The organism is Tranquillimonas alkanivorans (assembly GCF_900115595.1).
GTDB classification, from domain to species: domain Bacteria; phylum Pseudomonadota; class Alphaproteobacteria; order Rhodobacterales; family Rhodobacteraceae; genus Tranquillimonas; species Tranquillimonas alkanivorans.
On sequence record NZ_FOXA01000016.1, the window covers coordinates 38,914 to 61,126 of the forward strand.

A 22,213-nucleotide genomic window follows, 5' to 3' on the forward strand; every position below is an offset into this window, starting at 1 on the left:
GGCGGCGGCGCAACGGTTGTTTCCCGACGCGATGCACACCGCGAAAGGGAAGGAGACGTCATGCTGCACCGCCGCCATTTCCTGCTGCTCTCGGCCGCCGTTCCGCTGGCCGCCTGCGCGCCCACGCCACGCACGAACCCGCTCAGCCGGTCGCTGGCCAGCAACCTTCAACTCGGCTCGATCAACGTGTCGACGGCCGGGGCGGCGTACGAGAACGCGCGGGCAGGCGAGTACGCCACCCGGCTGGGGCCGGACCTGGAGGCCGCGCTGCGGCAGGAGCTGTCGGGCCGTCTTTCGCCCGGCGCGCCCGCCCGGATGGAGGTCGAAGTGTCGCGCCTGAACCTGGCGAGCAGCGCACGTACCGCGTTCGGCAGCGACCAGTCGGCGCTCGTCGGTTCGGTGCGGCTGGTGAGCCCGGACCAGGGCGTTCTGGCAAGCTACGTCGTCGACGCACGTGCGGGCGAGGCGGCCGAGACACGGGCCGGGGCGCTGCTGGACACGGCACTGAACCTCGGAGACCGGTATTACCGCAGGCTTCTGACGACCTTCGCGGACGACACCGAGCAGCAGATCAGCGCGTGAAGCCGGCGGATCGCGTGGCCAGAGCCGTCGTGATCATCCGTCATTCCTTCAGATACGAGAAGAGCGGGCCGCGGCCCGCTCTTCCGTTCCAGGATATCGCTGACGCCGCTCAGGTGGTCCGTTGCTCGGCCATCCACTGATCGACCTCGCGCTGGGCCTCTTCCTTCGAGCGGCCATAGCGCTCCTGGATCAGGCCCTCGAGCTGTTCCCGGTTGCCCTGCGCCTGATCCAGCTCGTCACCGGTGATTTCGCCCCAGCGCTCCTGCGCGCGGCCCTTCATCTGCTTCCAGTTTCCCTTGATCTCGTCCCAGTTCATGGCGTCCTCCTTCCATTTTAGCAGGAAAACGCGGCCGGAGGCTCTGCGGGTCCGCCGTCAGCTTCGAAACCGCGCGGGGGAGAGAGCGGCCACCACACCGGTCTCCAGCTCAGGCTGACGCCCCGCCACCAGGTCGGCCAGAAGCGCGCTTGCCGCCGGCGCGGTCTGGAAGCCATAGCCGCCCTGACCGGCCAGCCACCAGAAGCCCGGCGCCGCCGGGTCCTCGCCGATCACCAGCGCGTTGTCGGGCGCAAAGGTACGCAGCCCGGCCCACGATCGTTCCACGCGGGCCACCGGTTCGGTCACCATCTCCTCGTACCGCGCCAGCCCCTCGGCCAGCACCATGTCGTCGGCCCAAGCGTCATGCGGATCCACCGGATCGGCCTCGGACGGCGAGACGGCCCACTTGCCGCTCTCGGGCTTGCCGTACCAGCGCTCTCCTGCGGCCACGACGAAGGGCCAGCGGCTCGTGTCCCGTCCGCCCGGCGAAGGCAGAAGCGCCATCGATCGGCGATAGGGCTGAAGCCCGAACGGCGCCACGTCCGCCAGCCTGGCCACCGGGTCTGCCCAGGCACCGGCGGCGTTGACCAGGATGTCGGCCTCGGCCTCGCCCGTCCGCCAGTGCACGCGCCAGCGCTTGCCCGAGCGGGCGATCTGCGTGATCTGCGCATTCGTCTCGAACCGCGCGCCCGCGGCGCGGGCCGCCCGTGCAAAGTTCTGCAGGCAGAGGTCGGTGTCGAGGTCGTAGACGTCCTCGCGCAGCGCCGCATGAGCCACTGTTTCGGCGTTCAGGATCGGGAAGCGCTCTGCCGCCTCTTGCGGGCTCAGGCGCTCCATCTCCATGCCGCCCCGCTCGGCCTCGAAGGCCTCGGCATCCGCCGCCCGGCCCAGCAGCATGACCCCGCGCGGCGACAGCACCCCACCGTCGGCGTGGTGGTGATGCTCCGCGCTCGCGTGGTTGAGCGCGCGCACCACGTGGTTGCCGTACTCGGACAGGAACATCGCGGCCGACCTGCCCGAGGCGTGGAACCCGAGGCTGTCCTCGCCCTCCAGCAGCAGCACGTCGCCCAGCGGCGCGAGCCGCGCGGCGACCGAGACGCCCGCGATGCCGCCGCCGATCACGACGATGTCGGTCATGCCTCCTCCAGACGGTCCGTCGCCGGGGCCGGGGCAGGGGAGAGCGCCGTCAGCCGGTCGTAGAGTGCGTCATCCATCGCGAAATTCACCGCGGCGAGCGACGGCTCGAGCTGCTCGACCGAGCGCGCCGAGATGATCGGCGCCGTTACGCCCGGATGCCGCGCGGCCCAGGCGACAGCGAGCGTGGCGGGGGCGACGCCGATTTCCGACGCGATCTCGGCCAGTGCGCTGGCGGCTTGGTGCATCCATGCCGGGCCATAGCGCTTGGCATAACGCTCGTCTTCAATCAGCCGGCCGGCATCGCCGCCGGCGTACTTGCCGGTGAGAAGCCCTCCGCCGAGGGGCGAGTAGGGCGCCACAGCGATGCCTTCGGACAGCGCCATAGGCAGGATCTCGACCTCGGCCTGACGTTTCACGAGGTTGTACATCGGCTGCAGGATGTCGATCCGCGTGCCCATCGACTGCGCCACCGCCTGCACCTTCATCACCTGCCACGCGGCGAAGTTCGACACGCCCAGGTAACGCACGGTGCCGTCCTGCTGGAGCTTGGCGAGTGTCTCGATCGACTCCTCGACGGGCGTGTCCGGGTCCCAGCGGTGCAGGTACAGCACGTCGATCACGTCCATGCCCAGCCGCTGCCGCGACTCGTCGAGCGAGGACAGGATGTTCTGCCGCGAGCATCCACCAGGGAAATTGGCCTTGGTGGCGATCACCACCTTGTCGCGCTCGTCCTTGGCAAACCGGCCGAGGAACGTCTCGGACGCGCCGTCGGTATAGACGTGGGCGGTATCGAAGAAATTCAGGCCCGCCGCCCGGCACGCGTCGTACATCCCGCGGCTGGCGGCTTCGTCCGCCTTGCCGCCGAACTGCATGGTGCCGAAGCAGAAGCTCGAGATCGGGGCGCCGTCGAGGCTGGTCAGGATGTGTGTCATGGGCAAATTGGTGCCACGAGCGCGCCGGGAAGTGAAGTGGCGGGACAGAACGACTGTCATGCCCGCAAAAGCGGGCACCTCCCGCCGTGTGCGCTGCGTCGGGTGCGGCAAGCCTGATCCGCGAACCTCGCTTGCCTGACTTGGAAAGGAATGGGCCGAACGCGAACGAAAAGGGCCCGCCCCGAAGGGCAGGCCCGACATCTCGCGATCCGCTTCGGATCAGTTGGGAATCTCGCCCTCGAGCCCCTCGACGTAGAAGTCCATGCCCAGAAGCGTCTCGTCCGTAGCGGTCTCGCCCTCGGCCAGCCACTGCGAGCCATCCTGGCGGTTAATGGGCCCGGTGAAGGGGTGGTACTCGCCGCTTCCGATGCGCTCCTTCAGCGCCAGCGCCCCTTCCTTCACGTCGGCGGGCACGGCGTCGGTGATTTCGCCGATGCCGACCATGCCGGTACCGATACCGCCCCAGGTGTCCGTGCTCTCCCACGTGCCGTCCATCACGGCCTGCACGCGGTCGATGTAGTACGGCGCCCAGTTGTCGATGATCGAGCTGATGCGCGGCGCGGGCTTGTACTCGGCCATGTCCGAGGCCTGGCCGAAGGTGTAGACGTCGCCCGCCTTCTCGGCGGCGGCCTGCGGCGCGGTGGAATCGGTGTGCTGCAGGATCACGTCAGCACCCTGCTCGATCAGCGCCTGCGCGGCGTCGGCTTCCTTGGCCGGATCGAACCAGGTGTAGGCCCAGACCACGTTGAACTCGACGTCCGGGTTCACTTCCTTGGCCGCAAGGTACGCGGAGTTGATGCCGCGGATGACCTCGGGGATCGGGAACGAGCCGATATAGCCGATCTTGTTCGTCTCGGTCATCTGCCCGGCGATGTAGCCCTGAACGGCGCGGCCTTCATAGAAGCGGGCCGAGTAGGTCGAGACATTGTCGGCGCGCTTGTAGCCGGTGGCATGCTCGAACTTCACGTCCGGGAACTTCTGGGCGACGTTGATCGTCGGGTCCATGTAGCCGAACGAGGTGGTGAAGATCAGGTCCGCGCCCTGGAGCGCCATCTGCGTGATCGCGCGCTCGGCGTCCGCGCCCTCGGGCACGCTTTCCTGGTACACCGTCTCGACCTGGTCGCCGAAGTGCTCCTCGACGGCGAGCCGGCCCTCGTTGTGCTCGTAGGTCCAGCCGCCGTCGCCGATGGGCCCCACGTAGATGAAGCCGACCTTGAGCGGGTCGTCCTGGGCCGTCGCGGCCGAGGCGAGGCCCACGGCCAGTGCGGCGGTGCCGAGGATGGATTTTACAGACATTAACGGTCTCCCTGTTCGGAGGTGGTTGTTGGCCTCAGGACGAGGCATGAAACACGCGGCCGAGCGAGGCCGGGGCGCCCATCGCGGCGCGCCGGCGGTCGGCCGACATGATGACGAGCACCAGAATCGTTATCAGATACGGGGACATGGACAAGACCTCGACCGGGATGGCCATGCCCGCCGCCTGCAGATTCAGTTGCAGCACGGTGACCCCGCCGAAGAGGTAGGCACCCAGCAGAACCCCCCAGGCGCGCCAGCCGGCGAAGACCACGATCGCCAGCGCGATCCAGCCCGCGCCCGCGGTCATCCCTTCGGTCCATTGCGGCACGCGGACAAGGCTCAGATATGCGCCGCCCAGCCCGGCGCAGGCCCCGCCGAAGGCGATGGCGGCCAGCCGGATGAGGATCACCTTGTAGCCCAACGCATGCGCCGCATCGTGGCTCTCGCCCACCGCACGCAGGATCAGGCCGCCACGGGTATAGCGCAGGAAGGCCCAGACCCCGGCGACCAGCGCGAGGCTCACGTAGACCATCAGGTCGTGCGAGAACAGGATGCGCCCCACCACCGGCAGGTCGCTTAGCGGCCCGAGATCGATCCGCGGCGTCGCCGGCGGCTTGATCCCGATATAGCCCTGTCCCAGCAGCGCGGATATCCCGAGACCGAAGAGCGTCAGGGCGAGGCCCGTCGCCACCTGGTTCGACAACAGGACCTGCGTCAGCACGCCGAAGATCAGGCTCAGCAGCGCGCCGCCCAGGGCGGCGGCGATGAAGCCCAGCGTCGGCGAGCCGGTCTCGACCGCGATAGCGAAGCCGCAGATGGCGCCGGTGATCATCATCCCCTCGACGCCCAGGTTCAGCACGCCCGACTTCTCGACCACCAGTTCGCCGATAGCGGCGAGAAGGATCGGCGTCGAGGCCACCATGAGAGAGGCCACGAGGATGACGGGATTGATCGCGGACAGGTCCATCAGGCCACCCCCTCGCGGCCCAGCCGCACACGGTAATTGGTCAGAAGATCAACGGCCAGGAGGAAGAACAGCAGCATCCCCTGGAACGCCTGGATCGCGGCGGCCGGCAGGCCCAGCGTGGATTGCGCGGCCTCGCCCCCGATATAGGTCAGCGCCATCAGCAGCCCGGCCAGCAGGATGCCGATCGGATGCAGCCGTCCGAGGAAGGCCACGATGATGGCGGTAAAGCCGTAGAACACGTTGAAGTCGATGCTGATCTGCCCCGCCGGCCCGCTCACCTCGAACAGGCCCGCCAGCCCCGCCAGGGCTCCGGACAGCCCGAGGCAGAAGATCACCAGCATGTTCGGGTTCACGCCCGCGAAGCGGGCTGCCCGCGGGCTCTGCCCGGTCAGGCGGATGTGAAATCCCATCATGTGCCGCTTGAGCAGGACATACGCGAAGATCACCGCGATCAGCGCCGCGATGACGCCCCAGTGAATGCCCGTGCCCTCGATCAGCTCCAGGTTCGCCGCCGCCTCGTACTGGCGCAGGTTGCGCGAGCCCGGGAAGCCCGCCCCCTCGGGGTTCCTCAGCGGCCCCAGCGCCATCCACGCCAGGATCGCCTCGGCGACATAGACCAGCAGCAGCGACACCAGGATCTCGTTGGTGTTGAAGCGCGTCTTCAGGATCGCCGGGATCATCGCCCAGAGGAAGCCGCCGATGGCCCCTGCGATCACCATCAGGGGAAACACGATCCACAGGTTGGCCGGATAGAACGCCAGCCCCACCGCCGCGCCGCAGATCGCGCCGATGATGTACTGCCCCTCGGCGCCGATGTTCCAGATGCCGGCCCGGAAGCCCAGCGACAGCCCGATGGCGATCAGGATCAGCGGCGCTGCCTTCACCAGCAGCTGCCCGCGGTAATAGAACGCGAATTCGCCGAAGATCGGGTCCCAGAAGATCGTGCGGATCGCGATCACCGGCTCGTTGCCGAGCGCGGCGAACAGGATGCCGCCCGCGATCATGGTCAGCACCACCGCCAGCACCGGCGTCACCGCCGTCCAGAGCGACGACGGCTCGGGTCTCTTCTCAAGCCGGATCAAACCGTCCACTCCATCTTCGGTCTCGAAATATCCTCGGGGGGGCTCGGCGCAGCCGAGCGGGGGGCAGACAGCCCCCCTCCCACGTCCGCCGCCTCAGGCCGCGCCATGATGGGCCACCTCCATGTCGTGGGCGCCGCCCATCATCAGTCCGATCTCGTCCACCGTCAGCCCCTTCGCGGGCCGAGGCGGCGACAGCCGTCCTTCGTTCAGCGCGGCGAACCGGTCCGAGATTTCCATCAGTTCGTCCAGATCCTGGCTGATCACGATCACCGCCGCGCCCTCGGCGGCGAGGTCGAGCAGCGCCTGCCGGATGGCGGCGGCCGCCGAGGCATCCACGCCCCAGGTCGGCTGGTTCACCACCAGCACTTCGGGGCGTTGCAGGATCTCCCGCCCGATGACGAACTTCTGGAGGTTGCCGCCCGACAGCGACCGTGCCGCGTGCTCCGGCCCCGGCGTGCGCACGTCGAAACGCTCGATCACGATCTCGGCGAAGGACCTGGCCGATCCCCATTTCAGGAAGCCGTTGGACACCAGGTTCTCACGGATCGCGCCGGTCAACAGCGCGTTCTCGGTCAGGCTCATGTCCGGCGCGGCGGCGTGGCCCAGCCGCTCCTCAGGCGCGGCCAGAAGGCCCAGTCGGCGCCGCGCGTTCGGGCCCAGCTGCCCGACGGACCGGCCCTTCAGCTTCACCGCGTCCGGCGCGGCAAGGCACTCGCCCGACAGCGCTGCCAGCAGCTCGTCCTGCCCGTTGCCCGCGACGCCGCCCACGCCGAGGACCTCGCCCGCACGCACGCTGACCGAGACATCCTTGAGCGACGTCCCGAACGGGTTGGACGAGGCGACCGAAAGCCCGCTCAGCTCCAGCGCCACATCGCCTTCGGCGGTGCTTTCGCGGGTCGGCGTGTGCAGCGTCTGCCCCACCATCAGCTCGGCCAATTCGCGCGCCGATTTCTCGCGCGGGTCGCAATTGGCGACCACCTTGCCCAGCCGCAGGATCGTCGCGCTTTCGCAAAGCGCGCGGATCTCCTCGAGCTTGTGTGAGATGTAGAGGATCGCCGTGCCCTCCTCGGACAGCTTCCTCAGCGTCTCGAACAGGATGTCGACCTCCTGCGGCGTCAGCACGCTGGTCGGCTCGTCCATGATCAGAAGCTTGGGGTCCTGCAGCAGGCAGCGGATGATTTCGACCCGCTGCCGCTCGCCCGCCGACAGCTCGCCCACCCGGCGCGTGGGGTCCAGCGGCAGGCCGTATTCCTCGCTCACTTCGCGGATACGACGCGAAAGCTGGCGCTGCGAAGGAGGGTTCTCCATCCCCAGCGCGACGTTCTCGGCCACGTCCAGCGCCTCGAACAGCGAAAAGTGCTGAAAGACCATCGCCACGCCCGCATTGCGCGCGTCGTGCGGCGTGTGCGGCTCGTAGGGTGCGCCTCGCAGCAGCATCCGGCCCCGGTCGGGCCGCACCAGCCCGTAGATCATCTTGACCAGCGTTGATTTCCCGGCGCCGTTCTCGCCCAGCAGCGCGTGAACGCGGCCCGGCGCGATGGAAAACGACACGTCGTCGTTCGCCACGACCCCCGGATACGCCTTGGTCAGGCCCTCGAGAGCCAGCAGTTTCTCCGTCCCTGTCACCCGGTGTCCTTTACGGTAACACTCTTGTTGTCGGGCATGAGTAGCCCGGCCGCGACTCCGACCGCAATGGCCTGAGGATGCTTTCCCAGCTCCGGTTGCCCGATCGGACAGCAGATGCGGTCGATCTGTGCATCGGCGTGTCCCAACTGCCGCAGCCGCGACCGGAACCGCGCCCATTTCGTCGCCGAGCCGATCAGCCCGGCGAAGCGGAAGCCGTGGCGCAGCAGGCGGTGGCAGAGCTCAAGGTCCAGCGCGTGCGAAAATGTCAGGATCAGGTGCTCGGCCTCGTTCGGCGCATGGGCAACGAGGTCGGCGGGATTGGCGGCGACGAGCTGCGTCACGCCCTCCGGAACCGTCGCGGGAAACCGCTCCGCCGCCGTGTCCACCCACGTTATCGAAAGGTCGGGCAGGGGGGACAGAACGGCGACAAGCGCCCGCCCCACGTGACCGGCGCCCCAGATCCACAGCTCCCGCACGGGCTTTGTTACCGGTTCGACCATCCAGCCCGCGACCAGGGCCGGGGCAGGCGCCCGCCCCTCGGCCCGCGCAGCGTTCAGCACCCGGCGGACGGCCAGCGGCATCTCGCCGGGCCCCCGCGCCACGACGTCGTCCGTGACGCGCTCCAGCCGCGTCGCATCCCAAACCTCGGTCAGAAGCGTGACGGCCCCGCCGCAGCACTGCCCCAGCCCGGGCCCGAGCGGCCGCCGGTCGACCCGGTCCGCGCCCGTCTCCAGCACGTCCAGCGCCGTCTTCGCCGCCTCGAACTCCAGCGCCCCGCCGCCGATGGTGCCGGACTGCCCGCCCGGCCATACCAGCATCGACGCCCCGACCTCGCGCGGGACCGATCCCGCCGTCTCGGCCACGACGACGCGCGCGACCCTCCCGTGCCCGGCCAAGGCCCGCGCCATCTCCTCCCTGTCGAAACTCACGACGCCCGGACCCGCCGAACGGCCGCCAGCACCCGCTCCGGCGTCGCCGGGGCGTCGAGCGCAGGATAACCGGGTCCGCAAGCCGCCACGGCATCCGAAAGCGCCATCAGCACCGAAATGCCCAGCATGAACGGGGGCTCGCCCACCGCTTTCGAGCGATAGATCGTGTCCTCGCGGTTCCGCCCGTCCCAGAGCGCGACGTTGAACGTCCGCGGCCGGTCCGAGCAGGCGGGGATCTTGTAGGTCGAGGGCGCGTGCGTCCGCAGCCGTCCCTCGTCGTCCCACACCAGTTCCTCGGTCGTCAGCCACCCCGCGCCCTGCACGAAGCCGCCCTCGATCTGGCCGATGTCGATCGCCGGGTTCAGCGACGCGCCGCAGTCATGCAGGATGTCGGTGCGCAGGATGCGGTATTCGCCGGTCAGCGTATCGACGACCACCTCGCTCACCGCCGCGCCGTGGGCGAAGTAGAAGAACGGCCGTCCGCGCCCCTCGATCCGGTCCCACTCCAGCTTTGGGGTCTTGTAATAGCCGGTCGCCGACAGGCTCACCCGCGCCACGTAGGTCCGCTTCACGGCCTCGTCGAACGGCATCGCCGCGCCGTTCGCCCGCACCTCGCCGCCGGCGAAGACCACCTCCGTCGGGTCCGCCTGCAACTCCGGCGCCACGACCTGCGCGATCCGGTCGCGGATCTCGTCGCAGGCCGCCTTGACCGCCATGCCGTTCAGGTCCGACCCCGACGAGGCCGCTGTGGCCGAGGTATTCGGCACCTTGCCCGTATCCGTCGCGGTGATCTTCACCCGGTCCACCTCGACACCGAAGCGGTCGGCCGCCACCTGCGCCACCTTCTGGAACAGGCCCTGCCCCATCTCGGTGCCGCCATGGTTCATGTGGATCGACCCGTCCTGATAGACGTGGACGAGCGCCCCGGCCTGGTTCAGGTGCGTCAGCGTGAACGAAATCCCGAACTTCACCGGCGTCAGCGCGAGACCCTTCTTGAGCACTTCGTTCGAAGCGTTCCACTCGGCGACCGCCGCCCGACGCCGCTCGTACTCCGCCGTTTCGGCCAGCCTCGCCGTCATCCCGTGCAGGATGAAGTCCTCGACAGCCATGTGATACGGTGTCGTCTGCACGCCCTCCGGCTCGCCATGCACCGCGCCGACCTGCGGCACCGAGGCCCCCTCGGCCCCGCGCGACGACAGGTCCTCGTGCGTCCCCGCCTCGATCTTTGTTCCGGAAATATCCTCGGGGGGGCTCGGCGGAGCCGAGCGGGGGGCAGACGCCCCCCCTGCATCGCCACCACCCTCGCACTCGGCGTAGTAGTTCGCCCGCCGCACCTCCAGCGGATCGCGGCCCAGCGCATGGGCCACGTGGTCCATCACCCGCTCGATCCCCACCATGCCTTGCGGCCCGCCGAAGCCCCGGAAGGCGGTGGCGGACTGGGTGTTGGTCTTCAGCCGGTGGCTCTCGATCCGCACGTCGCGCAGGTTGTAGGCGTTGTCCGAGTGCAGCATCGCCCGGTCGGCCACCGGCAAAGAGAGGTCCTGCGCCCAACCGCAGCGGCAGTACTGCACGAACTCGACGCCCCGCAGCACGCCATCGTCGCCGTAGCCCGCGCGATAGGTGATGCGGAAGTCGTGGCGCTTGCCGGTGATCACGAAATCATCGTCCCGGTCATAGCGCATCTTGCACGGCCGCCCGGTCTTCGCCGCGGCGACCGCGCAGGCGACGGCCAGCGCGTTGCCCTGGCTTTCCTTGCCGCCGAAGCCGCCGCCCATGCGGCGCACCTCGACCCGGACGCCGTGCATGGGGATGCCGAGCGCCTCGGCCACCTTGTGCTGGATCTCGGTCGGATGCTGGGACGAGGAGTGGACGACCATGTCGCCGCCTTCCTGCGGCAGCGCCAGCGCGGCCTGTCCCTCAAGGTAGAAGTGCTCCTGTCCGCCGATCTCGATGCTGCCCTCGACGGTGTGCGGCGCGGTCTCGATGGCCGAGGCGGCGTCGCCCTTGGCGTAGACGCGGGGGCCCTCCTCGAACCGGCTGTCGGCGGCGATGGCGTCGTCGATGCTCAGGATCGCCGGCAACTCCTCGATCCCGACCTTGCCCAGCCGCGCCGCCTTGCGCGCGGCGAGGTGGCTGGTGGCGACGACAAGGAACAGGGGCTGGCCGGTGTAGTAGACGTCATCCTCGGCCAGCAGCGGCTCGTCGTGGGCCGAGGGCGAAACGTCGTTGTCGTGCTCGAGGTCGGCGGCCGTCAGCACGGCGACGACACCAGGCGCGGCGCGCACGGCGTCGAGGTCCATCGACGTGATCCGCCCGCGGGCGACGTTGCTCAGCCCGAAGGCCAGGCTAAGCGCGTTCGCGGGCACCGGCACGTCGTCGACGTAGCGGGCGGCACCAGTGACGTGAAGCTTGGCGGCGTCGTGGGGAAGAGGCTTGGCGACGCTCATTCCGACACCTCCAGCACGCGGGTTCGCGCCCCGGTGGCTTCGCGGACATAGCGCATCAGCATCCCCCGCGCGGCCTCGAGCCGGTAGTCGGCCGAGGCGCGCATGTCGCTGAGCGGCTGGAAATCCTCGGCGAAAGCCGGAAGCGCGGCCTCTGCCGTCTCGATCGTGAAGGGCTTGCCGGTGATGGCGGCCTCGACGGCGGAGGCACGCTTGGGGATGCCGGCCATGCCGCCGAAGGCGATGCGCGCCCCGGTCACCATGCCGTCCTCGACCGTGACGTTGAAGCAGCCGCAGACGGCCGAGATGTCCTGGTCGAAGCGCTTGGACAGCTTGTAGCAGCGCAGCCGGTCGGGCTGGCGCGGGAAGCTGACCGCCTCGACGAACTCGCCCGGCTGCCGGTCCTGCTTGCCATAGTCGATGAAGAAGTCCTCGAGCGGCAGGTCGCGCCGCACATCTCCCTTGCGCAGGTGGAGCGTCGCGCCGAGCGCGATCAGCGCGGGCGGGCTGTCGCCGATGGGAGAGCCGTTGGCGATGTTGCCGCCCACGGTCGCGGCGTTGCGCACCTGCACCGATCCGTAGCGCCGGATCAACTCGGCGAGGTCGGGATGCAGGTCGCGGACCGCGTCGCCGAAATCCGTCACGGTCACGCCCGCGCCGATGCGGATGGTGTCGGCGCCGATCTCGAGCGTCTTGAGGTCGGCCACCTGGTTAAGGAACGCGACCTCCCCCAGGTCGCGCAGGCCCTTGGTGACCCACAGCCCCACGTCGGTCGCGCCCGCCACCAGCGTGGCGTCGGGATTGGCCTCGTACCACGCGGCCAGTTCGTCGGCGCTGCGCGGATGGAAGAAGGCGTCGGCGCCCGCGCCCGGGCCGCCGCGGCCCGAGGCGCCGGTGCCGGCGGTGGCGTCGCGGTGGCCCCAGGCGGCGGCCGTCTCGCTGTAGTCGGGCGAGGCAGGGGGGCTGTCCGCCCCCCGCGGCTGCGCCGCTCCCCCCGAGGATATTTCCGGACCAGAGATGTCATCACGCAGGGAGGGGCGCGTTTCGCGCATCCACTTGGGGACGGGCGCGCCGGCCGCGGCCTCGGCGGCGCGGACGATCGGAGCGTAGCCGGTGCAGCGGCAGAGGTTGCCGGCGAGCTGGTCGTCGTGATCGGTTCGGCCGTTCAGGTGCGCCGTGGCCATTGAGACGATGAAGCCTGGCGTGCAGAAGCCGCATTGCGATCCGTGGTGGTCGATCATCGCCTGCTGCACGGGGTGGAGGTCGCCTTCGGGTCCGGCAATGCCTTCAACGGTGCGCACGGCCTTGCCGGCGACCTGGGGCAGGAACAGGATGCAGGCGTTCAGCGCGCGGGCGCCGTCCTCGTCGGTGACCATCACCGTGCAGGCGCCGCAGTCGCCTTCGTTGCAGCCTTCCTTGGTCCCCGTGAGGCCGCGCGCCTCGCGCAGCCAGTCCAACAGGGTGCGCGTCGGGGGCTCGCCCTCGATCCGCACGGTCTCTCCGTTCAGAAGAAACGTGAATGACATCTGAAAACCTGCCGCTTTCTCCAGCACGGGGCTTTCGCGCTGCCGCCCGATGCGGCGTAAAGCGGACAGCGCAGCCCATCTCTTGGCGTGACAGGAAAGCGGCAAAGGGCCTTCACTGCAAGCGTCGAGTTGGTTTCGCCGCGTCAGAGCGTCGCGGCGACCTGCTCAAGTTGGTCCGCCGCCGCACCCCAGCCTTGCGCGAAGCCCATGTCCTCGTGCTTCTCACGCGCCGCCCTGTCGGCGTGCAGGACCACGGCGCGGTAGGCGGTGCCGTCGCCATCGGGCTCCATGGTGACGATGGCCGTCATGAAGGGCGCGGCGGCAGGCCGCCAGCCGGGGCCGAGCGCGTCGGTGAAGACCAGGCGGCGGTCGGGCTCGGCGGCGAGGATGCAGCCGTCGCCCGCGATCTCCTGCCCGTCGGGCATCACCATCCGGGTGTAGAAGCGGCCGCCCGGGCGTGGTTCGATGGTTGCCTCCTCGGTCCGGACCGGCTTCGGCGCGAACCAGCGCATGAGCAGGTCCGCCTCGGTCCAGGCGCGCCAGACGGCGTGGGGCGGGGCGCTCAGGTGGCGTTCGAGCCTGAGGTCGAGGTCGGCGTCGAGATGCATGGCCATCACTCCGCTGTTGCCGTGCCGATGATACACCTTTTGCGGGCTTCCGTCGCGTGCCGCGTCATCGGCCTCTTCCGGCGGCAGGCCACCAGATATAGTCTTTGCGCATGAGCGACTCCCCACGATTCATCCACCTGCGCCTGCACACCGAATACTCGCTGCTCGAGGGGGCGGTGCGGCTGAAGAAGCTGCCCGGCATGGCCGCGGCGGCCGGCATGCCAGCGGTGGCGGTGACCGACACCAACAACCTGTTCTCGGCGCTCGAGTTCTCGGTCGCGGCGAGCGGGGCCGGCATCCAGCCGATCGTGGGCTGCCAGGTCGACGTGGCCTATGACCCGCCCGCTCCGGGCGAGAAGCCGCGCGCGCCAGCGCCGGTGGTTCTGCTGGCGCAGGACGAGACCGGCTATGGCAACCTGATGAAGCTCAACTCGGCGCTCTATCTCGACAAGCACGGCGAGTTGCCGCAGGTCACGGTCGAGGAGTTGGCCGCGCACGCCGAGGGGCTGATCTGCCTCTCCGGTGGCCCGGACGGGCCGGTGGGGCGGCTGTTGCAGGCCGGGCAGCGGCCGAAGGCCGAGGCCCTGATGACGCGGCTCGCCGCAATCTATCCCAACCGGCTATATGTCGAGCTTCAGCGCCATCCCGGCGAGGGCGGGGCGCTGCCGCCGAACGAACAGGCGACCGAGCGCGGGCATGTCGAGATGGCCTATGCCATGGATCTGCCGCTGGTGGCGACGAACGACGTCTATTTCCCGAAGGCGGACATGTACGAGGCGCACGACGCGCTGATCTGCATCGCGGAAGGCGCCTATGTCGATCAGCAGGCCCCCCGCCGAAGGCTGACGCCGCAGCACTACTTCAAGTCGCAGGCCGAGATGGCGACGCTCTTCGCCGACCTGCCCGAAGCGGTGGAGAACACGGTCGAGATCGCCAAGCGCTGCGCCTTCAAGGCGGAGAAGCGCGCGCCGATCCTGCCGCGCTTCGCGGACGACGAGGTCGAGGAACTGCGACGCCAGGCAAAGGAGGGGCTGGAGGCGCGCCTCGCCGTCATCCCGCACGCGGCCTCGGTCGATGAGTACCAGAAGCGGCTCGACTTCGAGCTGGGGATCATCGAGTCGATGGGCTTCCCCGGCTACTTCCTGATCGTCGCCGACTTCATCAAGTGGGCGAAGGAACACGACATCCCGGTCGGTCCGGGCCGGGGCTCGGGCGCGGGCTCGCTGGTGGCCTATGCGCTGACGATCACAGACCTCGACCCGCTGCGTTACTCCCTGCTGTTCGAGCGCTTCCTGAATCCCGAGCGGGTTTCGATGCCGGACTTCGACATCGATTTCTGCATGGACCGCCGGGAAGAGGTGATCCGCTACGTCCAGGAGAAATACGGCCGCGACAAGGTGGGCCAGATCATCACCTTCGGCGCGCTGTTGTCCAAGGCCGCCGTGCGCGACGTGGGCCGCGTGCTGCAGTTGCCGTTCGGGCAGGTGGACAAGCTGTCGAAGATGATCCCGGTCGAGGGGGTGAAGCCCGTCTCGATCGAGAAGGCGCTGTCGGACGAGCCGCGCCTGCGCGAGGCCGCGCGCAACGAAGAGGTCGTGGACCGCCTGCTGACTTATGGGCAGCAGGTCGAGGGGCTGCTGAGGAACGCCTCCACCCACGCCGCCGGTGTGGTGATCGGCGACCGGCCGCTGGACGAGCTGGTGCCGCTCTACCAGGACCCGCGCTCGGACATGCCCGCGACGCAGTTCAACATGAAGTGGGTCGAGCAGGCGGGGCTGGTGAAATTCGACTTCCTGGGCCTCAAGACGCTGACGGTAATCCAGAACGCCATCGACCTGATCCACGGCACGGGGCGGCAGCTGCACGAATCCGCCGACGGCACGACGATCTACGAGCCGTTCGAGGGGGCCGAGAACGACATCGGGCAAATCCCGCTCGACGACCCGAAGACCTATGACCTTTACGCCAGCGCGAAGACGGTCGCGGTCTTCCAGGTGGAAAGCTCGGGCATGATGGACGCGCTTCGGCGCATGAAGCCCACCTGCATCGAGGACATCGTGGCGCTCGTGGCGCTCTACCGCCCCGGCCCGATGGAGAACATCCCGGTCTATTGCGAGGTGAAGAACGGCCAGCGCGAGCGCGCGTCCGTCCACCCCCTGATCGACCACATCCTGGAAGAAACGCAGGGCATCATCGTCTACCAGGAGCAGGTGATGCAGATCGCGCAGGTCATGGCGGGCTACAGCCTGGGCGGCGCCGACCTGCTGCGCCGCGCGATGGGCAAGAAGATCAAGGAGGCGATGGACGCCGAGCGCCCGAAGTTCGTCGAAGGCTCGAAAAAGAACGGAGTCGACGACAAGAAGGCGACCGAGGTCTTCGACCTGCTCGAGAAGTTCGCCAACTACGGGTTCAACAAGTCCCACGCCGCCGCCTATGCCGTGGTCAGCTACCAGACCGCGTGGCTCAAGGCGAACCACCCGGTCGAGTTCATGGCCGGCGTCATGAACTGCGATATCCACCTGACCGAAAAGCTCGCGGTCTACGCCGAGGAAGTGCGCCGGGGGCTGAAGATCGAGATCGTGCCGCCCTGCGTGAACCGCTCGAAGGCGATGTTCTCCGTCAAGGACGGCTGCGTGGTCTACGGGCTCGGCGCGCTCAAGAACGTCGGCACCGACGCTATGCGGCTGATCGAGGAGGCGCGGAAGACCGACGTGGGCGAGAAGCCGTTCGCCACGCTCTACGACTTCGCCCGTCGCGTGGACCTCAAGCGGATCGGCAAGCGGCCGATGGAGATGCTGGCCCGCGCCGGCGCCTTCGACCAGCTCGACCGCAACCGGCGGCGGGTGTTCGAGTCCCTCGATGCGCTGGTGGCGTATTCCGCCGCCATTCACGAACAGAAGGCGTCCAACCAGGTGTCGCTGTTCGGCGAGGCGGGCGAGGACCTGCCCGAGCCGCGGCTCGCCCCGGTGTCCGACTGGCTGCCATCCGAGAAGCTGGCCGAAGAGTTCAAGGCCATCGGCTTCTACCTCTCGGGCCACCCTCTCGACGACTACCTGCCCGCGCTCAAGCGGCAGAAGGTGCTCACGCTCGCCGCCCTGCGCGAAACGGCGATGGCCAAGGGCGCCTGCGTCGCCAAGCTCGCCGGCACCATCGCCGGGCGGCAGGAGCGCAAGTCGGCCAAGGGCAACCGCTTCGCCTTCGTGCAGATGTCGGACCCGACCGGGGCCTGCGAGTTCATGGTGTTCTCGGACACGCTCGAAGCCTCGCGCGAGCATCTGGAACCAGGCTCGAACGTGGTGGTGCAGGTCGAGGCGACGGTGGAGGCCGAGCAGCTGAAGCTTCTGGGCCGCTCGGTCGCGCCCATCGACACGGCCATCGCCAGCGCGGCGGGGCTGGGCCTGCGGGTGTTTGTCGAGCAAGAGGAGGCCATCGCGGCCGTCGCCAGCCTGCTGGAACGGGCCATGGCGGATCAGAAGACGTCGCGCACCCGCGGTCCGGTGAACCTGTGCCTGATGCACCCTGACCTGCCGGGCGAAGTCGAGCTGGAACTGGGCGACGGCTTCCCCGTCTCGCCCCAGATCAAGGGCGCGATCAAGTCGCTCGGCGGCGTGGTAATGGTCGAGGACATTTAAGACCGGGGGCAATAGTTCTCCGAAGAGTTGCCCCTGCGATCTTTCGGCGAAGGATCGTCAGCGCGCGATCATTTCCAGTCGAAGAAACCTTCGCCGGCGCGGGCCAGCAGCCCCTCGGCCATGACGCGGCCCATCTCGGCGCCGTCCTCGACCGCGCCGCTTGCCTCGTCCGACAGCGCCTCGGACCCGTCGGTGCGCAGGATCTCGCCCCGTAGCCGCAGCGTCCCGCCGTCGATCTCGGCCAGTCCCGCGATGGGCGTCTCGCACGAGCCGTCGAGCGCGGCGAGGAACGCGCGCTCGGCCGCCAGGCGCTCGGCCGTGCGCAGGTCGTGGATCGCCTCCAACATCTCGCCGGTGCCGTGGTCGTCGGCGCGCCGCTCGATCCCGATGGCGCCCTGCGCCACCGCCGGCAACATCTCGTCCGGCGGGATTGCGGTGTGCGGCACCTCGTCCAGCATGTTCAGCCGGGTAAGCCCCGCCATCGCCAGGAACGTCGCCGCCGCCACGTTGTCCTTAAGCTTCTTCAGCCGGGTCTGCACGTTGCCCCGGAACTCCACCACCTGCAGGTCGCGCCGGCGGTGCAAGAGCTGCGACTTGCGCCGCAGGCTCGAAGTGCCCACGACCGTTCCCTCGGGCAGGTTCGCCAGCCGGCCGCCTTTGAGCGAGATGAAGGCGTCACGCTCGTCCGCGCGGGGGAGATAGCAGTCCAGCACCAGCCCGCCGGGCTGAAGCACCGGCATGTCCTTCATCGAATGCACGGCGATGTCGATTTCGCCCGACAGCATCGCATCCTCGATCTCGCGGGTGAACAGGCCCTTGCCGCCGATCTCTTTCAGGGGGCGGTCGATGACGCGGTCGCCGGTGGTCTTGATGACCACGACGCTGAACGCCTCGTGCGGGAGGTCCCAGGCGGCGGCCAGCCGGTCGCGCGTCTCGTTCGCCTGCGCCAGCGCCAGCGGAGAGCCGCGGGTGCCGATTTTCAGGGGTTGCTCGGGGGTGGGTCGGTTGATCGCCATGGGGCGAGACATACTTGCCCCCACCGGCGGGGACAACAGGTACCGCCTTGACATCGAGGCGGCGGGACGGGACCAACCCGCAAGCATACGGAAAGGGCGAGACATGGCGAAGAAACTGCTGCGGGCGCTGGCGGGCGAGGTTCAGGACGTGCCGCCGGTCTGGCTGATGCGGCAGGCGGGCCGCTACCTGCCCGAATACCGCGCCACGCGGGAACAGGCCGGTGACTTCCTGTCGCTGTGCTACAACCCCGAACTCGCCGCCGAGGTCACGCTCCAGCCGATCCGCCGATTCGGCTTCGACGCCGCGATCCTGTTCGCCGACATCCTGCTGGTTCCGCAGGCGCTGGGCGCCGACCTGTGGTTCGTCAAGGGCGAGGGGCCGCGCCTGTCGACCGTGACCACACAGGCCGATTTCAACCCGCTGAAGCCCGCCTCGGACGTGCACGGGACGCTGTCGCCGATCTACGAAACGGTCCGCATCCTGCGCCGCGAGCTGCCGCAGGATGTGCCGCTCATCGGCTTCGCCGGCGCGCCGTGGACGGTGGCGACCTACATGATTGCCGGACGCGGCACGCCCGACCAGGGCCCGGCGCACGCGCTCAAGGACGAGAACCGCCCGCTGTTCGAGGCGCTGCTGGAGCGGATCACCGAAGCCACGATCGAGTACCTGTCGGCCCAGGTCGAGGCAGGGGCGGAGGTGGTCAAACTCTTCGACAGCTGGGCCGGCTCGCTCAAGGGCGACGACTTCGACGCCTATGCGCTGGAGCCCGCCAAGCGCATCATCGGCGAACTCAAGGCGCGCCACCCCGACCTGCCCGTGATCGCCTTCCCGCGCGAGGCGGGTGAGAAGTACGTGGGCTTTTCCAGGGCCACGGGCGCGGACTGCGTCGGGCTCGACAGCCGCGTCTCCGCCGACTGGGCCGCCGAGCACGTGCAGAAAGACGGCTGCGTTCAGGGTAACCTCGACCCGAAGCTGATGGTCACCGGCGGGCAAGAGCTCATCGACGAGACGAAGCGTATTCGCGACGCCCTCTCGAAGGGTCCGCACATCTTCAACCTCGGCCACGGCATCACACCCGACGCTGACCCCGAGAACGTGCACGTCATGCTCGAGGCGCTGCGCGGATGAGCGTCGGCGTCTTCGCCGCCGTCCTGCTCGCCGCGTTCCTGCACGCGGCCTGGAACGCGGTGGTGAAGGGCGGCGGGGACAAGTTCATGTCGATGACAGGCATGGCGGTCGGCCACGCCATCCCCGGCACCGCCGCCATCCTGTTGCTGCCTTCGCCCGCGCCGGAAAGCTGGCCGTGGATCGCCATCGGCGTGGCGCTGCACTTCGGATACCAGTGGTTCCTGCTAAACGCCTATCGGTTGGGCGACCTCAGCCAAGTCTACCCGCTCGCCCGGGGCAGCGCGCCGCTGATCGTCGCGGTGGTGTCGGTGACGGCGCTGGGCGTGGTGCTGACGGGGACGGAGGTTGCGGCGATCCTGCTGATCGCGGCCGGCATCATCTCGATCGGGCTGGCCCGCTCGGGCCGCGCGAATCCCGGTGCGGTGAGCGCGGCGCTCATCACCGGCGTCTTCATCGCGGCCTACTCGCTGACCGACGGCATCGGCGCACGGCTCTCGGGCTCGCCCATCGCGTATTTCGGCTGGACCGCTACGCTGGGCGGCGTGGCCTTCGCCGCCTTCGCCCAGTGGCGCCGTCCCGGCATGGTGCGTGCGCTGCCCAGAACCGCCCCCGGCGCGTTCTTCTTCGGTGGCTCGGCCAGCTTCGCCGCCTACGCCATCGTCGTCTGGGCCTTCACGCAGGCGCCCATCGCGCTGGTCACCGCGCTGCGCGAGACGTCGATCGTCTTCGCGCTGCTGATCGGGGCCTTCGTCCTGCGCGAGAGGGTGGACCTCGCCCGGATCGCGTCGATCTTCGTGACCATTACGGGAACGGTGCTGATGCGGTTCGCGCGGTCCTGATCAGACCCACTTGGCCAGCGGCGGCAGGCTCATGAGAACGGCGTTCGCATCGTGCCCCGTCTCCAGCCCGAACTTGGTGCCCCGGTCGTAAACCAGGTTGTATTCGGCATAGAGCCCCCGGTGGATCAGTTGCGCCTCCTTGTCGGCGTCTGACCAGTTCTGCACCCGCCGCTTTTCCACTAGCGGGAGGTAGGCGGGCAGAAAGGCGCGGCCGACATCCTGCGTGAAGGCGAAGTCGGCTTCCCAGTCGCCGGTGGTGTGGTCGTCGAAGAAGATCCCGCCCACACCCCGCGCCCGCTTGCGGTGAGGGATGAAGAAGTATTCGTCCGCCCACGCCTTGAAGCGGTCGTAGTAATCGTCGCCGTGTGGCATGCAGTGGGCGCGCTGGATATCGTGGAAGTGCCGCGAATCCTCGGCGTACTCTAGGCAGGGGTTCAGGTCCGAGCCGCCACCAAACCACCAGGCGTGCGGGGTCCAGAACATGCGCGTGTTCATGTGTACCGCAGGCACGTGCGGGTTCTGCATGTGCGCCACAAGGCTGATGCCCGACGCCCAGAACCGAGGGTCGTCCTTCATCCCCGGGATGCCCTTGCGCGCGGCCATGGCATTCTGCGCCCGTTCGCCCAGCGTGCCGTAGACGGTCGAGACGTTGACGCCTACCTTTTCGAACACCCGGCCGCCCCGCATGACGCTCATCAGCCCGCCGCCGGCGTCCGACCCGTCCTCGGAGGTACGCTTCGTCTCGGTCACCCCGAACCGCCCCGGCGCGGCGTCGGCCAGCGGACCGGCGGTGTGAGTGTCCTCGAGCGCCTCGAAGGCCTCCACGATGCGGTCGCGCAGCTCACGGAACCAGGCCGAGGCGCGGGCCTTCTGATCGTCGAACACGTCGGTCATTCTCACCACTCCGATTGTCCCCGCGGGACGTAGCAGCACAGCGCCCCGGTTGTCACGCGGGTGCGCAGCCTCGCCCCGCCGGGCGATCCGCTCGCTGAACCGGACCGGGCGGCGAAAAGCCCTGCGTTGCCGCCCCAAAAGTTCGGCAGTCCTTCCCCTCTCGGTCTTGTCGTCGGTAGTCGTGACGTGGGCCCCGGAAGACAGGGCGGCTCTCGAAACAAATGTTGAGATGCCCATTAGAGGGAGGCACAGCCACGGATCATCCTATTGGATGAACGCCGCTCCATTCGCATTCCACCGCAATATTGGCCTGCGCCCCTGCGCGAGACGTCCCGGGTTCGTTCTGCGGGAGGTGCTGGAGCGTCCGGACGAGTTTCTCGTCTTGCTTGTTTTGCCGGAGCCGGGGGAGCCTCTTATATGGCCACATTGTTCGGATCATCGGAGCCGTCGAGGGGAACGCTGTTCGATGACGGCACGACCGTCGAACTCGGGATGCAGTTCGTGGCTTCAGCGGACGGCAGCGTCACCGAGCTCAGGTACTGGCGCGCCGAGGGCGACGCCGACGACACGGATATCCGCGACGGTCGCATCTGGGACGCGAACGGAAACCTGCTCGGGGCGGTGACGTTCACGTCCCTTCCGGGGGAGAGCGGCTGGCAGACGGCCGTGTTCGGCACGCCGATCGGGATCGAGGCGGACATCACCTACACCGTCTCCTACCGCACCGAGGACAACTACTTCGCGACGGACAGCTTCTTCACCAGCGACTATACCGATTCCACGGGCCAGTTGACGGCCCCCTCGGGCCAGAACGGCGTGTACGTCTACGGGACGAACATCACGGCCCCGACGCAGAGCTACCTGCAATCGAACTACTGGGTCGATCTCTCCTTCCTTCCTGCCAACCTGCCTCCCGTCGCCGATGCCGAGACGGCGACCGTGGTCGAGGATGCCTCGGTGGTGATCGACGTGGTCGCCGGCGACACCGACGCCGAGGATGGCGTGCCCGATCCTGCGACGGTCGAGATCGAGGCGGCCGACGACGCCTCCGGCAAGCTCAAGACGGTCGCGGGCGAGGGTGCCTGGAGCGTCGACGGGGTAACCGGCGCGATCACCTTCACGCCGGAGCCGGACTATGCCGGCGCGGTGACGCCCATCGCCTACACGATCGCCGACAGCGGCGGTCTGCGCTCGGCCCCGGCCACGGTGAGCGTCACGATCACGCCGGTCAACGACGCGCCGGTGGCCGACGCCGAGA

The 22,213-nt window shown here is 68.7% G+C and carries 18 protein-coding genes; 5 read left to right on the top strand and 13 right to left on the bottom strand.

Translation table 11 applies throughout. The features are described 5' to 3' along the window. Positions 1 to 60 precede the first annotated feature (60 nt). Positions 61 to 582 carry a hypothetical protein gene (locus BM162_RS16420; protein ID WP_093424375.1) on the top strand — a complete coding sequence of 174 codons (522 nt, stop codon included), beginning with the start codon at positions 61 to 63 and terminating at the stop codon, positions 580 to 582. 109 nt (positions 583 to 691) lie between these two features. Here the strand turns inward: BM162_RS16420 and BM162_RS16425 are convergent, their stop codons facing one another. The 11 genes from BM162_RS16425 to BM162_RS16475 all read right to left on the bottom strand — a co-directional run bounded on the left by BM162_RS16425 (position 692) and on the right by BM162_RS16475 (position 13,445). Continuing rightward, the gene (locus BM162_RS16425) at positions 692 to 898 is read right to left on the bottom strand and encodes a CsbD family protein (RefSeq protein ID WP_093424378.1); all 207 of its coding nucleotides are present in this window, start codon (positions 896 to 898) and stop codon (positions 692 to 694) included. A gap of 57 nt (positions 899 to 955) precedes the next feature. Beyond that, positions 956 to 2,035 (bottom strand): NAD(P)/FAD-dependent oxidoreductase, encoded by a 1,080-nt coding sequence (locus BM162_RS16430; RefSeq protein WP_143096183.1) that lies wholly within the window; start codon positions 2,033 to 2,035, stop codon positions 956 to 958. After that, positions 2,032 to 2,967 carry an aldo/keto reductase gene (locus BM162_RS16435; protein WP_093424380.1) on the bottom strand — a complete coding sequence of 312 codons (936 nt, stop codon included), beginning with the start codon at positions 2,965 to 2,967 and terminating at the stop codon, positions 2,032 to 2,034. Before BM162_RS16435 ends, BM162_RS16430 begins: the two co-directional genes overlap by 4 nt. A 219-nt stretch (positions 2,968 to 3,186) precedes the next feature. Then, entirely contained in the window at positions 3,187 to 4,263 is a 1,077-nt protein-coding gene (locus tag BM162_RS16440; RefSeq protein ID WP_093424383.1) for a BMP family ABC transporter substrate-binding protein, read from the bottom strand. Between the two features lie 34 nt (positions 4,264 to 4,297). After that, positions 4,298 to 5,230, bottom strand: coding sequence for an ABC transporter permease (locus tag BM162_RS16445; RefSeq protein ID WP_093424385.1), 933 nt, complete (start codon positions 5,228 to 5,230; stop codon positions 4,298 to 4,300). Further along, the gene (locus BM162_RS16450; protein WP_093424407.1) at positions 5,230 to 6,312 is read right to left on the bottom strand and encodes an ABC transporter permease; all 1,083 of its coding nucleotides are present in this window, start codon (positions 6,310 to 6,312) and stop codon (positions 5,230 to 5,232) included. Before BM162_RS16450 ends, BM162_RS16445 begins: the two co-directional genes overlap by 1 nt. Positions 6,313 to 6,405: 93 nt before the next feature. Then, positions 6,406 to 7,938 carry an ABC transporter ATP-binding protein gene (locus BM162_RS16455; protein WP_245759304.1) on the bottom strand — a complete coding sequence of 511 codons (1,533 nt, stop codon included), beginning with the start codon at positions 7,936 to 7,938 and terminating at the stop codon, positions 6,406 to 6,408. Further along, positions 7,935 to 8,867, bottom strand: a complete 933-nt coding sequence (gene xdhC / locus BM162_RS16460) for a xanthine dehydrogenase accessory protein XdhC (RefSeq protein WP_093424388.1) — start codon at positions 8,865 to 8,867, stop codon at positions 7,935 to 7,937. The genes BM162_RS16455 and xdhC overlap by 4 nt, the downstream gene beginning before the upstream one ends. After that, positions 8,864 to 11,314 (bottom strand): xanthine dehydrogenase molybdopterin binding subunit, encoded by a 2,451-nt coding sequence (xdhB, locus tag BM162_RS16465; protein WP_093424390.1) that lies wholly within the window; start codon positions 11,312 to 11,314, stop codon positions 8,864 to 8,866. The genes xdhC and xdhB overlap by 4 nt, the downstream gene beginning before the upstream one ends. Beyond that, a complete protein-coding gene (xdhA, locus tag BM162_RS16470) occupies positions 11,311 to 12,837 on the bottom strand; it encodes a xanthine dehydrogenase small subunit (RefSeq protein ID WP_093424393.1) in 1,527 nt (508 codons plus the stop codon). Before xdhA ends, xdhB begins: the two co-directional genes overlap by 4 nt. Before the next feature lie 143 nt (positions 12,838 to 12,980). Continuing rightward, positions 12,981 to 13,445, bottom strand: coding sequence for an SRPBCC family protein (locus BM162_RS16475; protein WP_218153110.1), 465 nt, complete (start codon positions 13,443 to 13,445; stop codon positions 12,981 to 12,983). Positions 13,446 to 13,555: 110 nt separating this feature from the next. On the opposite strand from BM162_RS16475, the gene dnaE reads away from it, so the two are divergent. After that, positions 13,556 to 17,077, top strand: a complete 3,522-nt coding sequence (gene dnaE, locus BM162_RS16480; protein ID WP_093424398.1) for a DNA polymerase III subunit alpha — start codon at positions 13,556 to 13,558, stop codon at positions 17,075 to 17,077. A gap of 68 nt (positions 17,078 to 17,145) precedes the next feature. Here the strand turns inward: dnaE and hemC are convergent, their stop codons facing one another. After that, positions 17,146 to 18,105 (bottom strand): hydroxymethylbilane synthase, encoded by a 960-nt coding sequence (gene hemC, locus BM162_RS16485; protein ID WP_245759305.1) that lies wholly within the window; start codon positions 18,103 to 18,105, stop codon positions 17,146 to 17,148. A gap of 91 nt (positions 18,106 to 18,196) precedes the next feature. Here hemC and hemE point away from each other — a divergent pair, with 91 nt between their 5' ends. After that, a complete protein-coding gene (hemE, locus tag BM162_RS16490; protein ID WP_093424402.1) occupies positions 18,197 to 19,222 on the top strand; it encodes a uroporphyrinogen decarboxylase in 1,026 nt (341 codons plus the stop codon). After that, positions 19,219 to 20,061 carry an EamA family transporter gene (locus BM162_RS16495; RefSeq protein ID WP_093424404.1) on the top strand — a complete coding sequence of 281 codons (843 nt, stop codon included), beginning with the start codon at positions 19,219 to 19,221 and terminating at the stop codon, positions 20,059 to 20,061. Before hemE ends, BM162_RS16495 begins: the two co-directional genes overlap by 4 nt. Here BM162_RS16495 and hemF read toward each other — a convergent pair whose 3' ends face one another. After that, positions 20,062 to 20,955, bottom strand: coding sequence for an oxygen-dependent coproporphyrinogen oxidase (hemF, locus tag BM162_RS16500; protein ID WP_093424405.1), 894 nt, complete (start codon positions 20,953 to 20,955; stop codon positions 20,062 to 20,064). It abuts the gene before it with no gap. 417 nt (positions 20,956 to 21,372) lie between these two features. On the opposite strand from hemF, the gene BM162_RS16505 reads away from it, so the two are divergent. Continuing rightward, positions 21,373 to 22,213 (top strand): DUF4082 domain-containing protein (locus BM162_RS16505; protein WP_143096184.1); only part of this gene is annotated, 841 nt, incomplete at its 3' end.

Excerpts from the sequence above, each read along its gene's own strand:
- BM162_RS16420 (WP_093424375.1), top strand. The coding sequence starts at position 61 with ATGCTGCACCGCCGCCATTTCCTGCTGCTCTCGGCCGCCGTTCCGCTG.
- BM162_RS16425 (WP_093424378.1), bottom strand. The coding sequence starts at position 898 with ATGAACTGGGACGAGATCAAGGGAAACTGGAAGCAGATGAAGGGCCGC.
- BM162_RS16430 (WP_143096183.1), bottom strand. The coding sequence starts at position 2,035 with ATGACCGACATCGTCGTGATCGGCGGCGGCATCGCGGGCGTCTCGGTC.
- BM162_RS16435 (WP_093424380.1), bottom strand. The coding sequence starts at position 2,967 with ATGACACACATCCTGACCAGCCTCGACGGCGCCCCGATCTCGAGCTTC.
- BM162_RS16440 (WP_093424383.1), bottom strand. The coding sequence starts at position 4,263 with ATGTCTGTAAAATCCATCCTCGGCACCGCCGCACTGGCCGTGGGCCTC.
- BM162_RS16445 (WP_093424385.1), bottom strand. The coding sequence starts at position 5,230 with ATGGACCTGTCCGCGATCAATCCCGTCATCCTCGTGGCCTCTCTCATG.
- xdhB (WP_093424390.1), bottom strand. The coding sequence starts at position 11,314 with ATGAGCGTCGCCAAGCCTCTTCCCCACGACGCCGCCAAGCTTCACGTC.
- xdhA (WP_093424393.1), bottom strand. The coding sequence starts at position 12,837 with ATGTCATTCACGTTTCTTCTGAACGGAGAGACCGTGCGGATCGAGGGC.
- BM162_RS16475 (WP_218153110.1), bottom strand. The coding sequence starts at position 13,445 with ATGCATCTCGACGCCGACCTCGACCTCAGGCTCGAACGCCACCTGAGC.
- dnaE (WP_093424398.1), top strand. The coding sequence starts at position 13,556 with ATGAGCGACTCCCCACGATTCATCCACCTGCGCCTGCACACCGAATAC.
- hemC (WP_245759305.1), bottom strand. The coding sequence starts at position 18,105 with ATGTCTCGCCCCATGGCGATCAACCGACCCACCCCCGAGCAACCCCTG.
- hemE (WP_093424402.1), top strand. The coding sequence starts at position 18,197 with ATGGCGAAGAAACTGCTGCGGGCGCTGGCGGGCGAGGTTCAGGACGTG.
- BM162_RS16495 (WP_093424404.1), top strand. The coding sequence starts at position 19,219 with ATGAGCGTCGGCGTCTTCGCCGCCGTCCTGCTCGCCGCGTTCCTGCAC.
- hemF (WP_093424405.1), bottom strand. The coding sequence starts at position 20,955 with ATGACCGACGTGTTCGACGATCAGAAGGCCCGCGCCTCGGCCTGGTTC.